The organism is Rhizobium ecuadorense, assembly GCF_001187535.1.
Taxonomy (GTDB): domain Bacteria; phylum Pseudomonadota; class Alphaproteobacteria; order Rhizobiales; family Rhizobiaceae; genus Rhizobium; species Rhizobium ecuadorense.
Genome location: NZ_LFIO01000172.1, coordinates 1 through 281 on the forward strand (window position 1 = coordinate 1; position 281 = coordinate 281).

The window sequence follows — 281 nt, forward strand, 5'->3', positions numbered from 1 at the left end:
ACTGCAACCAGGAGACGCCGAATTCCGCGTCTCCACTCCAACTCGCTTTACGGAGGATTTGGTATGAGAAACGACTTCGACTTCGCACCCCTTTATCGGTCCAGCGTCGGCTTCGACCGTGTCTTCAACCTCTTGAACAATGCGCAGCAGCGCCTGCAGGCCATCGACACCTGGCCGCCCTACGACATCGTCAAGACGGGCGAGAACGGCTATCGAATTCAGATGGCGCTCGCCGGCTTCGCCGACGCCGATCTCGAGATCACGCAAGAGCGCAACGTGCT

General features: G+C 59.1%; 1 protein-coding gene. It reads left to right on the forward strand.

Annotated elements, in window-relative coordinates; translation table 11 throughout:
* Positions 1-63: 63 nt before the first annotated feature.
* Positions 64-281 (forward strand): alpha-crystallin domain-containing protein (locus tag AF337_RS04540; RefSeq protein ID WP_483150613.1); only part of this gene is annotated, 218 nt, incomplete at its 3' end.